Below are 15,668 nucleotides of genomic sequence, written 5' to 3' on the forward strand. Positions count from 1 at the left end.
ATCCCGCATCACAAGCGAAGCTATGAACTGCAAGAAGGACTAGGGGTTACCGGTGAATTTGCTTGAGAGGAGATGTTTCACTTGAATCCGGTTGTGGGGTTAGATATTGCGAAGGGAGAGAGTAAAGGACAAGTCTTTCTGGACCGAGGGTTGCCGCACGGCGGAAGTTTTAACGTCATTCATACGCAGGAGGGTTTTGAGGAGTTTCTCGAAGTGCTGCGTACGGTTGAAGCGACCGCGGAGGTTCGTCCGGTCATCATTTTTGAGTCCACGGGTCATTACCACACGCCTGTCATGGAGTTCCTCGAGGAAAACAATTACGTGTAAATCCTTGTAAATCCGCTTGTTGCTCACCAGGCGAAGAAGTCTAACCTGCGCAAGGTAAAGACGGATGCCATCGATGCGTATCGTTTGTGTGAATTGTATTACAAGGAGCAATTTGAGCCTCATAAACAACGTGGTACTCAGCTATTGAATCTAAGAAGCTTAACGAGACAGCACGAGTCCATTACGGATTTGTACATCAAGACAAAGCTGCAGTTCCAAGCCGTATTGGATCAGGTATTCCCAGAGTTCAGGGGGATATTTGGGGACTTGTATTCTAAGGTCTCGTTTCACGTGCTGTTGGCGTTTCCGACAGCAGAATCGGTGCTTGCAGTCACACAGAGGGAGTTGGCAGATAAAGTCGCGGAACTGTGTCCAAGTCGTTCGTATTCTACATACTTAATCATGCAGTAGGAGCCTCTGGTCCTCTAAAAGCTAAACCTACCGGAATCAATACGGCTCGTGTTAGCCATAAAGACATCTCATCAGCGCTCTCTTTTAATCCGTTTCTAACCCAGTGGGAAATGACCCCTAAAATTCCTCCAGCTGTGTAATCTGCATCAAGTTCGGAATCAGACATCTTCAACAATACTGTTCGGATAGCATCAAAGACGCCTTTTAAAAAGTCTCCGTGACCCAACATGACACTGTAAAATCTTGCGTATCTTTGTACATGGTGGCTCAGACTGACAAGTGTCACAATCGGTTTAGCGTGATCGTTGAATTCCTGAAGGGCAAGATCAAAGTCGTACGTCGGATGATACAGAGACTTAGATAATTCTAATATGACCTCGTTTTTCATCTCCGCAAATAGGTCGTCCTTATCTTTAAAGTGCAGGTAAAATGTGGACCGGTTTATTCCTGCGTGTTTGACGATGTCTCGCACCGTTATTTTGTCATAATCCTGATGGAGTTCAATTAAATCTATGAATGAGTTGCATAGCATTTGTCGGGTTCTGAGATAACGAGGATCTTCTTTTCTAGCCATCATGCGCCTCCAATTTTAAGCGTTTTCATAGACATATAGGCTGAACGTGTCCACTAATCGACATTTCCAACAGGATTGACGTTTGTAGAATTTCCTCACAGATTCTATGTTGATTATAGGCAACGTTTTATGATTCACCAAATTACTTAGGGAGGTCCTATCAATGGGACGACTTGACGGTAAAGTGGCTCTAATTACAGGGGCTGCACAAGGAATGGGCGCATCTCATGCTCGAAAATTCATTAAAGAAGGCGCTAAAGTAATATTAACTGACATAAACGAGAAAGGCGGCTCAGCATTAGCTGAGGAACTGGGGTCAAACGCTCTATTCCTAAAACACGACGTAACCTCAAAAGAATCTTGGGAACAAGTCGTTGAAAAGGGCATATCGACTTTTGGAGAAATAACCGTTCTTGTTAATAATGCAGGGGTCTTAGGTCCCATTGCCAAGACAGACGAATTGTCTGAAGAAGATTATTTAAAAGTCTGTGGGATTAATCAACATGGGGTCTTTTTTGGCATGAAGACAGTAATTCCATCGATGCTGAAGGCAGGAATAGGATCCATCGTAAACATTTCCTCGATTGCTGGAGTGGTGGCCATCTATGGCTTTCCAAGCCTGGCCTATGTGGCAAGTAAGTTCGCGGTACGCGGGATGACTAAGGCTACTGCTGTAGAGTACGGTTCGCGGAATATAAGAGCGAACTCTGTACATCCCGGATTCATTAAGACACCGATGATGGCGGCGGCAACTGACGAGTCTGGCGGCGAAGCTACTAGCATGATCCCACTCGGCCGCCTCGCAGAGCCGGAAGAGGTATCCAATCTGGTGCTGTTTCTAGCGTCGGATGAATCATCATATATTACTGCCTCAGAGCACTTAATTGATGCCGGCATGTCCGCCCATTGACATTGTTGTTGGGGTGAAGGATTGGATTCGATCCGTAGGTTCTACAACCATTCAAACAGTAAACAAATGGGGCCTCTCTATCTTTTTATTAAAGTATACGTGAATCGCTACAGGCTCCCGTATGAGAAGGTACTCCGATGAAATGTAACACATTTTATGAGGGTCTTGGAGCACTTAATGCTCTGGTCCCTCGTTTTCTTTTTCATGAAGCAGTTAATTGAGCGTTTTGCAGAATGAAGTTTTTTGATGGAGTAAAAAGAAACGACAAGCGAATTAGGGACTTACCTTTACATTTTTTGCAATGCACTTATGCAGGTATTATCATCAGTACGGACATTAGGCTACTGTTTGCGTGCTAGCTGCTTTTCTCGTCGCAAGTGCAGATGCTAACAAAACTATGACATTGAGATAAACATGTGTCGTGACTTTTTGGATACCACGAACGTGAACATCGTTTGCCGTGAGATTCTCCTTAAGTCTTGAGTTACAGCGTTCAGTCGAAGTTCGTTCGTCGTACAACTCTGTCCAACCGCGTGTGTTTCGGTGTGGATTCGAGTAGCGACGAATATCTTCATTGATGTTCTTCTTGATAACCATTCCATAGTTGGAATCAGAGCAAGCTGCTGCCCCGAGAGGGCAATTCACCTTGCCCAGAACGTGAGGGCAACGGAACTTTAGCCGATCACCATCAGCGCCCCAGTAGACCATGTCATAACCCATGGAGCAACAAGGTGTTCCGTTGGACGCTATCCCAGCAGGTGGCTCTTTTTCACCTCTTCGGTTCAATGCTATGATTGCCTGTGCACCATAGCTGCGAGCGACTTCATAATTCTTCACCTGGTCATATCCGGCGTCCATCATGACGAACTTAACTTTCCAGCCGTAGTTCTCAACAACGTCTTTTATCAATGGCATCGCCATTTCTCCGTCATACACATGAGCAGGTGTGACCTCTAAGGAAACCGGTAGTTCACTAGCGGTATCTACAGCAAGATGAATTTTGTATCCGAACCATGTGAGTTTATTACCGAACGTGTCGAACTTGGCACCCCAATTGGCATTACCCGAACCTTTACTCCGTGATTTTGGCTGCTTTTTCTCATAGGCACCAATCGCCGTACTGTCGATAGCAATGTGACTCCCATCAACAATACCGAACTCTTTACATTGGCTGACCAGGTCAATGAAGAGTTCCTTAGCAAGGCCTCTATCCACAACTGTCATGAAAACTCGACTGAATGTGGCAATCGATGGGGCTGGTTCATCTAACCGGAAACCGCATTGGTACCTAAACTGCAAGTCGGTTCTCAAGCGCTTGTGTAGCCGAGAAAAAGTCGAAATGCCCTCAAGCGGCGCAGCCAGTAACGCTCGTAAAATTGCTTCACGATTGATAGGTTTTGCACCCTGGGGTGACGAATTCCTCAACTTTGCGGCATATGGTTGCAAATCCAGTGCGGAAAAGAACAGCTCCAATCGCTCACTGGGTTCGATTTCTAGCCACTCTTCAAAGGAAAACAGAGACTTTTGGAGAAGATACAAGTGGACTTTCCTCCTGTCGAGGTTTCTTGTTTCGTCACTTGAAATTTTCTCGATGTTGGGGTGAAGTCCTTTTTTATGTCCTGTTATCCCTTGCCCCGCAAGGGCTTAGAAATCTGCAAAACGCTCAATTAAGTATTCTGTTGGATGCAGGAGGAGTGGGAGGGGTGAATTTTGCGAAGCAAAAGAGGGGAGGAGCGAAGCGGTTTCCCCTGTGTCAAGCCTGTGAAGTCGTGGGCAACACTGTTCTTGGGTTGTCCATCAAATCCACAGACTATTATTCTTTTGGGAAGACCCTTACAGATGTATAAAACGACAGCCGTATCTGTCGTTCTGAGTGTATCTTGATCTGGGACTAACGCCCCCGTATGCGCAATAGCCTCTCGGTATTGGATTGTCGCTGAACCCTCAACGGTTCTGTGCCTGGAGGATCTTCGTTTGCCCCCATGTTCGTCAGTTCCACTTGACAATTCAAAATTGGAAATTCAGCGCCACCATGAAAAGAAAATACGCTGTGCGCCAAATAATACTTGACTTTTTAGAATCACCCCAACAATCGCCGAGAAGGGCTTAACCGCTCTATCTCATCGGAATTGGGGTTGCTTTATGTTACCCATGGTGCGGTCTCATCAGCAGTATCAGTCGTTCGTTGAGCAACAACTTCGTATTCACTACGGGAATGGGTCGCTTCTCTTTGTCGCAAAGGACTGGTCGCTTGTTAAGAAGTTCTGGATTACCGACCTCTCTTGCACGTTTCGCTTACTCGAAGGAGCTTTTTCGTGTCGTGGTCCAAGGTCCATTGACCCTGCCGACTTACTTCGTTCCTATCTACTGATATGAACGAGGATGTCAAGCACCACTACAACTCCCGCTGTGCCACTGTTCTAAAACAGGGATTTCGCGTTGCTTCACATGGAGTGGCGGCTCCGATAGGCTGATTCGCCATACGGCCCTTCCGAGGCGCTCGTCCGGCATCACGTCGGGGCCGCAGAGGCTCCATGTCAAGCAACTAACCTCGAAGACTCGGCACGAAGGCAAAAACTTCTCGACGGTGAGCATTCTGATATTCGTGGGTTGATTACCACAGTTAATCTCTCCGTCTAGAGGACCTGCCACGAACTCATGGCGTGCGTTCGGTTCGCGAGGGCAATACCTAGCACAAGAAGAAAACGTGGGTTATCCTCCTACGGTTTACACTTTTGCCTTCGAGCCCAGTCTTCCAGTTTTCTCATTCAAGGTTCCCGGTGAACGCGGAAGTATAATTCTATTGGTTAAGCTTTATCTTTCTGCATTTGGCGTGCGATTGCCCACATGAACCCAGCTAATTCACGAGCGACTGCAGTTATAGCTTGATTAGAAGGTTTCCCTTTACTGACAAGGCGTGTGTACTTGTTATGGAGTCGATTTTGGGCCTTCCATGATATTCGTTGGACCTCAGCCGGCTGACCCTGTTGTCGTTTTCGAATTTCTCCTTTAACCGCCGGTCGATAGCGGTAACTCCAGGCTGACTCAACCAGTACCCGTCGTAGATGTGTGTTTCCTGTCTTTGTAATTCTTCCTTTGCGTTTCACGCTACCGCTCGAGTGTTCACTAGGCACGAGCCCTGTATAACCCATGAACTGACGCGGATTCACAAACCGTCTAAAGTCACCGATTTCTGCTACAATCGTGACTGCAGTGGTTTCCTTTACTCCTCGAAGAGATTGCAGTGCTTGGATAAGAGGGGCATGAGAACTTGTCTCTGCAGCATGATGAATCTCGGTCTCTAGTCGTTTGATTCGTTGCTCCACCTCATCTATGGCATGGAGATACTCGCGAAAAGTCACGTCTTCGTATCGATTTTCAAATTTCAAGGTGTCTAGCCATGCCCGATATCGAGTCTTCCAGGTGGTCATTTTTTGTTTGGGCTTAATATCGTGACGAAGCAAAAACTTAGATAGACGGTGGCGCGCACGCAATTGGTCTTCTTTTGCATCCTCTCGCGCTCGTACTAAGTCTCGAATCCCTTCATCTTCTCTTGTCGGAACGTAGACTGGTGTGAGCTCTCCAGCTCGAAACAACTGAGCTAATCTCAATGCATCTCGACGGTCTGTCTTAATTCGCTCACCTGGCCGTTTCGGAATGAGGGTGGGTGCAACGACGATGCATCTAACCCCAAGTTGGGTAAGTAAGCGTTGTAACTCATAACCCGTGGGACCAGCCTCATAACAAGCTTCGATTTCACTTGCGTTTCCGAGCTTTGAAAACAGTTTGCGTACAGCTTCCGGAGTATTGGGCACTTCTCCGTAATATCTAGCCGCCTCACGACTTCCGACATCTGCTATGGCCACCGCAATGAAATCCTCTGACACGTCTAAGCCCACGACTTTTGTGATATCCTTCATATTATCGGCTCCTTCACAGTGTAGCTCTGGTCGGTCACATCTACTGGTAATTCTCTTTACTCAGCAGTATGGCCACTAACCTACGAGAATGTGACATGGAGCCGAACCTCGTTCATGATAACTCATGTTGCAGGTCGGAGAACTATCGATTACAGAGTGGGTCAATCAGTTGCATCGTTGCCCACTGTATGCCATCCTGAGTGGCTTTGAGTACGGGAAAACGCCTGGTGTCGGTACCTTCTACCATTTCTTTAAGCGGCTGTGGTCTCATACCTCCGCGAATCTTTCGCCCAAGCTCAGACTCAATCGAAAGAAAGTCAAAGGTGGCAAAAAGGGAGAAAAGGCACCAACCAAAGCGTATAGCAAAATCGCAAATCTCATGGCTCAGCTACAAAAGCGCTCAGCCACCAAGCCACAGCCATTTGACAGATTGCTTGTGCTCTTTCAACAGCAGTTCCTTACCGTATCTGCCACTCTAGGCTTACTGGGCGACACGAACGCACTGTCAATCGCAGGTGATGGAATGCCGCTTCAAACAGCTACCCAAGTTCGTAGCCGACGACTTTGCAACTGTCGTGAACTCGGTATCAAGCCATGCAGATGCTATCGTATCTATTCCCAACCCGACTGTGATATGGGCTGGGACAGTTATCGAAACAGGTACTTCTTCGGTTATCACCTTTACACGTTTGTTGCTGCGGATAGTCCTTACGACCTGCCACTTTACCCCAGACTTCAACGAGCTTCGCGCCATGATGCGACCTCTTGGGTAGTCAGTGCGCGTGAGTTCGTCGAACGCTTTCGTGAATATACCTGGGACAAAGCCATTTTAGATGCCGCGCACGACGCACTGCCAATCTACCAGTACCTTCTATCACGGAAAGTAAAGCCATTTATCGATTTAAACCTGCGCAGTACGGGGAGCAAGGGGGTTCGCAAGGATGACATCACATTTTCCCCTACTGGGGTTCCGTTTTGTAAAAAGGGGCTGGAGATGAAAGATCGTGGCTACGACTACACACGCGGTCGCCGAAAGTACTATTGTCCACTCGTCGTCAAAGGTGTGGTGACTTATGATACGCCCTGTTCTGATTCACCTTACGGAAGATGCGTACACACATATACCAAACACAATCCTCGCTTGTTCCCACCCGTCGTCCGCAACAGCAACGAGTGGAACGATGTCTACAAACGCAGAACCACCTGCGAGCGTAGCAACAAGCGAGCAAAGGAAGATTTTCTCCTCGAAGCTGCCAAGCATCGCAGCACCATGATGTGGACCGTCCGCATCTATGGCATTGCCATGTGCCAACACATGGACGCTTGGTACCAAGAGAGTAATCTAGACCTATCGTCGATACTCTTGTCAGCCTGAAAATACCCCAATCAAACCATCTCCAGCGATGACTTTTTGAAAATCGGATCGTCATCGCTCTGTTTGTTATACCCTTTTTCAAGGAACACGGTGGTTTAAACCATTGCTCGCAGATTTTCCAGTGGATTCTTGGAAGGCATTCCGATATATCTTACTGTTCTGCGCTCCAATGCCGAGAGGCTATTGCAAGGTCCAGAACCTGACGCACGAAGCTAGTCCGAGGCAGCCCCATGACGGAGGTACGAAATGTGGTAACCAACCCACGGATATCAGTGTGCCAACCGTCGACGAACCTTGCCTTCGGTCCGGGCTTTCAACCCCATCACGACACGGGGCTTGACGGTGTCGTTCATATCATTGGGGGCATTAATCCCGTAAGCTCTGTTGGGTTCAAACCGCATGAACATACAGCGACTGAGGACCGTGTGTTACTGCACTATTTAGATGGTGGCATCTAATTAAAGAGCACGCTACCTGCTTCTGATTGAAATAGACTCTCGGTATTGCAGTACAGAAAAGTGGGATGAACCAGGAATTCTCCCAGTAATCAACTGGAAAACGGCAGAATCCATGCGGCATCATGCATGTTTCTTGAAGAAGGGTATAGCAAACAGATACCCAATAACGCCTCTTGTGACCGCTCTGAATAAAGATGCAGTAAACAGCCTTCAGGCTTACTGCAGTATTGGGCAGGTTAATCCAATAAGGATTCAACCTACTAGGCTGATATAATTGATAATGAGTGTTCGAACACCCGCTGTTATACAGTGCAATGCTGGATTGGAGTTGGAACTGAAATGGAGCTTTCTTTGGGTAACGGAAAGACTGTGTGCTTTCCTCCGTTTCAGGACACTGATTTTGCTCACATCCAGAGCCTCAATCGCAACGAGGGCTGGACGAACCTTGCTAACGACGACATGCTTACTTTCAGTGCTTGGAATAATTCGAACGTACGGTTCGTTGTGTGCGCTGAAAATGACGTGGTGGGCTACATTCGCAGTCTGACAGATAAACACGTAACCCTATATATTTAGAATTGCTTATTGAAAGTAGTTTTCGAGACATGGGCATCGGCGGTGAGCTATTACACTACGTTCACGAACTATAAAGCACACATAGGAGGGGATAGAATGACTTTAAATATGATCGATAAGGATTTCACCACTTCTATTCAAAAGGCTTGGTATGATTATGTTGAAAAAGGATTAAATTCTAGTAAATTGATCCGTCGCGATATTTTTCATTCTTGGGAACGTTCGAGGGGCTTTGGCGTTGATCCTTATCAGCAACAAGTCAAAGCAGTTCTTACTAACGATGATTTAATCAATAGGCGTGAAAAGAATAAAACATTACTTTCCTTTGCTATACCAGATACGGAATACCTCTCTGATTTTATCGTCGGCAGTGAGACCATTATTACGATCGCCGATAAAAATGGACTGATTCTCAATTCGTTTGGAGATAACAGTATTTTAAACAAAGGTGAGAAAATACGGCTGATGCCTGGTGCCGTGTGGAGTGAAGAGGTAGCTGGAACTAATGCGATCGGAACAGTGATCAAAACGAAGAAGCCGGTACAGGTTTTTTTCATGGAACATTTCTGTAATGGGTGGCACGATTGGTTTTGTGCAGCAGCTCCAATTTTGAATCCGATTTCAAATGAGTTGATAGGGGTCTTTGACATCTCAGGGAAATGGAAGAACATCCATCCCCACACGTTAGGTCTATCCATATCAAAGGCGAATGAAATTTCGAAGTCTATTGAAAAAAATGTCTATCAATATTGCTTGCTAGGAAACCCTTTTTTGGAAACGCAGTGGGGGGAATGGGACGATGGAATCATCTTAGCCGATGTCAATAAGAGAGTAGTGAAAATGAATGCGAAATCCGAATGCTTTCTACGAAAAAGAATACATACCCTTGATGACATTCCTGAATTCAATCAACTAGTTACTTATGTGTTACAAGAAGATCAAAAAGTGGTGGAACAAGAAATCACCCTGAGTGAGGGGAGGTGTCGATTCATTTGCTCCATTTATTCGGTCATGATGGATGAGGATTTGATTGGTTTTGGCATTCGACTTCGCGAAAGTCCGTCCCTTTTGAGAGGGATGAAAAGTATATCCGTTGAAAGAAAGGATCAATCCTCCACAAGATATACCTTTGATCATATGATTGGTTCGTCCCCGGCCTTTTTGAAAGTGGTTCAACAGGCGAAAAAAGCTGCTATGCTTGATTCCAACCTATTTCTTGCAGGCGAGACCGGGACAGGAAAAGAATTGTTTGCTCAGTCGATTCATCAGGCAAGCAGGCGGCGGAATAAACCTTTTGTTGCGATCAATTGTGGAGCGATTCCTCGTGAGTTAATTGAAAGTGAATTATTCGGCTATGAGCCAGGCGCTTTTACGGGAGCGAAATCGAAAGGGAGTTACGGTAAGTTTGAGTTGGCCCATGGAGGGACTATTTTTTTAGATGAAATCGGGGATATGCCGCTGAATCTTCAGGTTCATTTACTCCGTGTGTTGGAAGAGAAATGTGTCACTCGAATTGGTGGAGAAAAGCCAATTCCTTTGGATATACGAGTCATTGCGGCAACAAATAAGAATTTAATGGAAGCCGTGCAAAAAGGTGAGTTCCGCCGAGATTTAGTGCATCGACTACAGGTGATCCAAATCAAACTTCCTGCCTTGCGTGAACGATCCATGGATATCCCTTCATTGGCCCAGTATTTTCTTCAACGGTTGGCTCCGCAATTTGGCAAATCGAATGTTATCGTTGATCCAGAGACCATTCGTATCCTCCAGCAATATTCCTGGACTGGGAATATTCGAGAGTTAAAAAATATGATCGAGCAATCTCTTTTTAATATGGAAGAAAACACTTTGCTTCCTTGTGACCTTCCCTCCGACTTATTAGATATGGTAGAAAACCCATTAAAATCTGAGAGAAATCTAATTATCTCGATGATCCAACAAATGGATGGGAGCATTCCACGCGCTGCAGTGAAGTTAGGGATCTCCCGGGCTACGATGTATCGGAAGGTCAAACAGTATGGGATTACGCCGAATGAATTTTAACAAATGAGACGAAAATTTTGATTGGAAAATGATTCAAAAAGTTTTAAACTCCAGTGATTACTAGGCCCTTTAAGTTTTACATCAAAAAATGGTGTTGGCACGATTTTTGCTAATTAATAGTGTATCTAGCAGATGAATCAAAGTGAAAACGTATACAGCATCCTCTGCTAGTCCATTTACATTTTAAAGGGAGCTGAAAGTAATGGCAGATCAAACTACAACAATGAAGGCACTTGTTTATCGAGGACCAGGGGAGAAAGAATGGACAGATGTACCCAAACCAACGATTCAAAAATCAAGTGATGCGATTGTAAAGGTGCTTAAAACAACCATTTGTGGTACAGATTTGCATATATTGAAAGGGGATGTACCAGCGGTAACTAATGGAAGAATTTTGGGACATGAAGGGGTAGGAGTGATTGAGGAAGTCGGAACAGGGGTCAATAATTTTAAAAAGGGTGACCGGGTTCTGATCTCTTGCATTACCTCTTGTGGGAAGTGTGATAATTGTAAAAAACTCAACTTTCGCAGAGTGAAATGTGTAGCTAGCCCTTGTGGCGTAAAGACTTGAACGGATTAGAATATTAGCGTTGACAAATCAAAAGCACCACTTCCTTTGGTATAGTAAATGCGACCAAACACTACCATACCGGAAGAGGTGCTCTCCTATATGATAGGTTATGAGACGGAAAACAACAATCAATTGCCTGTCGAAATTCGTCCTGCCTTTCAAGAACTAAAGGTCCTTAAGCATCTGCGTAATGCTGGCATCACCAAGAGGTTTGGGGTTGCGTGTTCCTACCTATTCCAGCTTGTGTTTGTGCTCATCTTCCATCATCGAAACTGGTTTCAATTTCTTGATAGCGCAAAGTCAGAATCATATCCTGGCAAGGATGCTGTGTACCGTTTTCTCAATCATGCCGGATTTGCATGGCGACGCTTTCTCCTATTGCTCAGTGTGGAGGCCGTGAACAAAACCAGTTCGTTAACATCTGACAAGCGTGTCAGCGTATTCGTTGTCGATGACTCCATGTATGAGCGGAACAGGAGTAAGTGCGTGGAACTCTTGGCTCGATTCAAAGACCATGCACGGAATTGCTACTACAAGGGATTTCGTATGTTGACGTTAGGCTGGTCTGACGGTCATACATTCGTCCCAGTGGACTTTTCTCTCCTCAGTTCCGTCAAGTCGCAGATTCAAGGCTTGGGTCAATCGATTGATAAACGCACTCACGGATACAAACGCAGAATGGAATCACTTCTCCCGGCCCCAGATATCATCCCTGCCATGATTGACCGTGCTCTGTCTGCTGGAATGAATGCCTCGTACGTATTGATGGACAGTTGGTTCACGCACGCTCCGTTGATTCAAGCCGTGCTGGATAGGGGACTGGACGTCATCGGAATGGTCAAGGCGGACAACAAACGATATTTACTCGACGGACGGTGCCTGTCCTTGCAAGAGCTGTACTACGCTGCTACGCCCGTTCAAAGTACGAAGAAAGGAATCTTAAGGTCCATACATACTCAACTGCGCCCAGGCATCCCGATCAAAATGGTGTTCGTTCGTCACCGAACCAACAAGAAGGAATGGCTGGCTATCCTGTCTACAGATACGACGCTGACGGTCGAGAAAATCGTACAGATTTACGGCATTCGATGGGACATTGAAGTGTTCTTCAAATGCACAAAATCATTACTGCGTCTGCAGAAAGAGTTTCAAGGACGTTCCTATGACATGCTCATCAGCCACACGACGATTGTCTTTTCACGGTATATTCTGTTAGCTTGGCAGCACCGCCAGAGCACGGACAACCGTACATTGGGGAATCTATTTCTAATGCTCTGCGACGAAGTGAGCGAACTGGACTGGGCCATCGCATTGAGCCAATTGGTTGAACTTGTAAATGATGTTTCCAAGAAGGCAGGCAAACGACTCTCGAAACTGATTCGCAGTCAACTACAGCGGTGGATCGACGGTTTACCCAGCTATATCAAGGCATATCTCCCTGTTTTGGCCTGCGAAAGTTGAGTAAAAAAGGATTATATGCCCATTGTCATGATGGAGGTTGGATCCTTGGTCATCTGATCGACGGAACACAGGCAGAATATGTACGGATTCCATATGCGGATACGAGTCTGCACCCGATTCCTGACGGAGTAGATGAAACGTCCATGGTTATGTTAAGCGACATTCTACCAACTGGATTCGAAATAGGCGTATTGAACGGACAAGTGCAACCAGGGGATACCATTGCGATTATTGGTGCAGGACCTGTAGGGTTATCTGCATTGCTCACCTCCCAATTTTATTCGCCGGCTGAAATAATCATGGTTGACTTAGACGAAAACAGACTAAGCATATCTAAAGAATTCGGGGCAACCCAAACTATTAACAGTGCAGATGGCAAGGCTGTTGAGAAAATCATGGAGTTAACGAATGGTAAAGGTGTCGATGTTGCGATCGAAGCAGTAGGCATTCCTGCTACATTTAACATTTGCCAAGAGATTGTTACACCTGGTGGGACGATTGCAAACGTTGGAGTACATGGAAAAAGCGTAGAGCTTCATATCGAAAACTTATGGATTCGTAATGTGAAGATTACCACAGGTCTAGTGAGTACAAATACTACACCTATGTTGCTTAAAACGGTTCAAGCCCAAAAAATTGAGTCAGAAAAATTAATTACACACCATTTTCCAATGAACGATATGTTAAAAGCATATGATGTATTTGCTAATGCAGCAAAAGAGCAAGCCATTAAAGTGATTATTTCAAACGATTAATACAGGAACCCCCAGTGACTTCAAACATCACTGGGGGTTTCTTTTATTATGATCATCCATTCCTTCCGGGAATGGCTAAAACTGCTGCCTGAGTAGATGGGCAATGCAACCCTGCCGCTATGGCACGGAGCATCGGTGCAATCACACGATTGTCTGCATTGACCAAAAAGCCACCAACCCCAAAGGACGATAAAAATCTGCGATTAGAGCGGATCAAAGAGTCTGTCCTCGCCGGTCTTGGTCTTACCTTACTGTCTAAGTGGGCTGTCCATCGAGAGTTGCAGTGGCGGACATTCGTGGAATTAAAATTACAAGGAATGCCGGCTGAACGTACATTTTCAATGATTCTCATGAAATCGATTTTCAGAACAAACGCTGCGTCCCGCTTCCAAAATTACCCACTAGAACAAGTCTCTAAACTGTCTGTCATGCTGTAATGTCAAACGTGTACGGTTAACTTGATGGCGTATACAATTGTTTCATTCGTCGATCGAAGTACGTAACCAACTTCAGTTGCATCTGTTCCTGAGAGCCAGCCAACTAAAGCAATAAATTTATCAGAAAAACCCCATTTATATTGGGTTTTTCGATAGAGACCTTATTGCGCATAAGACCCCCATGCCGCCTGGCGGCACCACAATCTATGAAAATGTAGATCCGTGATCTACTATGTCGCTAGACAGCCACACGGAGCTCGTCGCCCCCTGGTACCACGAGTCCGTGCATAAGACGGAGTTGGCGACTTGGAGCACCACGATTTGTCGCTCCCGCTGTCGGGAAGCACGTACGGTAGAATTCCTATCGCATCGGTCGCCACGTGGCTGTACTTCTTTGGGTGAGGAGTGGCAGCATTATGCAGGTTGTACACGAGCGATGCTGCGGACTGGATGTCCACAAGAAGAAGGTCGTTGGTTGTGTGATCACGCCGGAGATAAAGGAGATTCGGACGTTCGGAACGATGACGGATGACCTTGAGTCCCTCATAAAGTGGATTCTCGGTCACGAATGTACGCATGTGGCGATGGAAAGTACGGGCGTCTTTTGGAAGCCGATCTTCAACCTTCTCGAAGACAGGGATCTCGAGGCGTTGGTCGTCAATGCCCAGCACATCAAGCAGGTTCCGGGTCGAAAGACGGATGTTCGGGACGCTGAATGGATAGCGGACCTGCTGCGTCATGGCCTGCTCAAGGGGAGCTATATCCCTGACCGAAATCAGCGTGAACTTCGGGAACTGGTCCGGTACCGCAAGTCTCTCGTCCGGGAACGTGCCAATGAAGTCAACCGCCTCCAGAAAGTCCTTGAAGGAGCAAATATCAAATTGGCATCGGTGGCAAGTGATGTGGTTGGCGTATCGGGTCGAGCCATCCTCACTGAACTCATTGGTGGCCAAATGGATGAATCACGGCTCAAGGAGATCGTGAAGGGACGCCTCCGTAACAAGACCGCAGAACTGAAACGTGCATTGCACGGTGTTGTTCGTCCGCACCAGCAGATGATGCTTGCTGTTCAGCTTCGGCACATCGATCACCTTGATGAGTTGATCGAGGAAGTGAGTGCTGAAATTGAGCAGCGGATGCGCCCTTTTGACGAAGATCTCCGGCGAATCCAGACGATACCTGGAATTGGCGAGCGGACGGCGGAACTGATACTGGCGGAGATCGGTACCGACATGAGCAGGTTTCCAAGTGCGCAACACCTGGCGTCCTGGGCAGGAATGTGTCCAGGCAACAATGAAAGTGCGGGTAAACGACGAAGTGGCAAGACCCGCAAGGGAGATCCTTGGTTACGAGAAGCGTTAATCGAAGCCGCACGTGGCGCCGCCAGAACAAAGAATACCTATCTGTCCGCTAAGTATCACCGAATCGCTGCGCGTCGGGGATCCAAGAGAGCAGCCGTGGCAGTCGGTCACTACATGTTAATTATCATCTATCACATGCTGGTCAATCAGACAGAATACGAGGACCTTGGGCCAACGTACCACGAAGAGCGGAACCGAGAACGAGTTATCCGTCGTCACTTGCATTCTCTGGAGAAACTCGGTTTGACAGTCATAGTTCAACCGACTTCCTAAAATATCCAGATATGTCTAAGAGGGAGAACACGGGAGCTTTTTTATGCCATTTTCACGGTAGGGGGCTTTAGTACAATATGGCCTACAATTTCGGTTTCAATAAAAATACATGATTTTGTATATATATTCCGATATATCTATAAGAACTCAAATCCATGAGAGGTACTGCATTTTTGGTCATCTCCGCCTGCAAGCTGTGGCTACCCATGTCTTTGC

The 15,668-nt window shown here is 46.3% G+C and carries 10 protein-coding genes and 3 pseudogenes; 10 read left to right on the forward strand and 3 right to left on the reverse strand.

What is annotated here, in order from left to right:
• Positions 1-81: 81 nt before the first annotated feature.
• A pseudogene (locus NZD89_RS06635) lies at positions 82-711 on the forward strand (IS110 family transposase); the annotation flags it as partial.
• Between the two features lie 16 nt (positions 712-727).
• Here NZD89_RS06635 and NZD89_RS06640 read toward each other — a convergent pair.
• The gene (locus tag NZD89_RS06640) at positions 728-1,312 is read right to left on the reverse strand and encodes a TetR/AcrR family transcriptional regulator (protein WP_268006960.1); all 585 of its coding nucleotides are present in this window, start codon (positions 1,310-1,312) and stop codon (positions 728-730) included.
• Positions 1,313-1,475: 163 nt separating this feature from the next.
• Here NZD89_RS06640 and NZD89_RS06645 point away from each other — a divergent pair, with 163 nt between their 5' ends.
• Positions 1,476-2,222, forward strand: a complete 747-nt coding sequence (locus NZD89_RS06645; RefSeq protein WP_268006961.1) for an SDR family NAD(P)-dependent oxidoreductase — start codon at positions 1,476-1,478, stop codon at positions 2,220-2,222.
• 336 nt (positions 2,223-2,558) lie between these two features.
• On the opposite strand, the gene NZD89_RS06650 is transcribed toward NZD89_RS06645, so the two are convergent.
• The gene (locus NZD89_RS06650) at positions 2,559-3,761 is read right to left on the reverse strand and encodes a transposase (RefSeq protein ID WP_268006962.1); all 1,203 of its coding nucleotides are present in this window, start codon (positions 3,759-3,761) and stop codon (positions 2,559-2,561) included.
• Between the two features lie 603 nt (positions 3,762-4,364).
• Between NZD89_RS06650 and NZD89_RS06655 the strand changes: the two genes are divergently transcribed.
• Positions 4,365-4,598, forward strand: coding sequence for a hypothetical protein (locus tag NZD89_RS06655; RefSeq protein WP_268006963.1), 234 nt, complete (start codon positions 4,365-4,367; stop codon positions 4,596-4,598).
• 431 nt (positions 4,599-5,029) lie between these two features.
• Here NZD89_RS06655 and NZD89_RS06660 read toward each other — a convergent pair whose 3' ends face one another.
• Entirely contained in the window at positions 5,030-6,142 is a 1,113-nt protein-coding gene (locus NZD89_RS06660) for an IS110 family RNA-guided transposase (protein ID WP_268006964.1), read from the reverse strand.
• Positions 6,143-6,269: 127 nt separating this feature from the next.
• Between NZD89_RS06660 and NZD89_RS06665 the strand changes: the two genes are divergently transcribed.
• From NZD89_RS06665 to NZD89_RS06690, 7 genes and pseudogenes are all read left to right on the forward strand, one after another.
• Entirely contained in the window at positions 6,270-7,517 is a 1,248-nt protein-coding gene (locus tag NZD89_RS06665; RefSeq protein WP_268006965.1) for a transposase, read from the forward strand.
• A 1,130-nt stretch (positions 7,518-8,647) separates the two neighbouring features.
• Positions 8,648-10,594 (forward strand): sigma-54-dependent Fis family transcriptional regulator, encoded by a 1,947-nt coding sequence (locus NZD89_RS06670; protein ID WP_268006966.1) that lies wholly within the window; start codon positions 8,648-8,650, stop codon positions 10,592-10,594.
• 223 nt (positions 10,595-10,817) lie between these two features.
• Positions 10,818-11,111 (forward strand): annotated as a pseudogene (locus NZD89_RS06675) (alcohol dehydrogenase catalytic domain-containing protein); the annotation flags it as partial.
• Between the two features lie 153 nt (positions 11,112-11,264).
• Positions 11,265-12,626 carry an IS4 family transposase gene (locus NZD89_RS06680; protein ID WP_268004608.1) on the forward strand — a complete coding sequence of 454 codons (1,362 nt, stop codon included), beginning with the start codon at positions 11,265-11,267 and terminating at the stop codon, positions 12,624-12,626.
• 2 nt (positions 12,627-12,628) lie between these two features.
• Positions 12,629-13,381 (forward strand): annotated as a pseudogene (locus NZD89_RS06685) (zinc-binding dehydrogenase); the annotation flags it as partial.
• 119 nt (positions 13,382-13,500) lie between these two features.
• Positions 13,501-13,818, forward strand: a complete 318-nt coding sequence (locus NZD89_RS29490; RefSeq protein WP_369125237.1) for a LysR substrate-binding domain-containing protein — start codon at positions 13,501-13,503, stop codon at positions 13,816-13,818.
• Between the two features lie 416 nt (positions 13,819-14,234).
• A complete protein-coding gene (locus NZD89_RS06690) occupies positions 14,235-15,452 on the forward strand; it encodes an IS110 family RNA-guided transposase (RefSeq protein ID WP_268004975.1) in 1,218 nt (405 codons plus the stop codon).
• Positions 15,453-15,668 lie beyond the last annotated feature (216 nt).

Source organism: Alicyclobacillus fastidiosus, from assembly GCF_026651875.1.
Taxonomy (GTDB): domain Bacteria; phylum Bacillota; class Bacilli; order Alicyclobacillales; family Alicyclobacillaceae; genus Alicyclobacillus; species Alicyclobacillus fastidiosus.